This window comes from Vibrio sp. OPT46, assembly GCF_015163535.1.
GTDB classification, from domain to species: Bacteria; Pseudomonadota; Gammaproteobacteria; order Enterobacterales; family Vibrionaceae; genus Vibrio; species Vibrio alginolyticus.
Genome location: NZ_JADDYG010000205.1, coordinates 1 through 206 on the forward strand (window position 1 = coordinate 1; position 206 = coordinate 206).

At 50.0% G+C, this 206-nt stretch carries 1 rRNA gene; it reads right to left on the reverse strand.

From position 1 onward, the window contains the following. Window positions 1–206, reverse strand: a 23S ribosomal RNA gene (locus IQR33_RS09040); the annotation flags it as partial.

The following is a 206-nucleotide window of genomic DNA, read 5'->3' on the forward strand; positions in this document are numbered from 1 at the left end:
CCCAGTTAAGACTCGGTTTCCCTACGGCTCCCCTAGATGGTTAACCTTGCCACTGAATATAAGTCGCTGACCCATTATACAAAAGGTACGCAGTCACAGGACAAAGCCTGCTCCTACTGCTTGTACGTACACGGTTTCAGGTTCTATTTCACTCCCCTCACAGGGGTTCTTTTCGCCTTTCCCTCACGGTACTGGTTCACTATCGG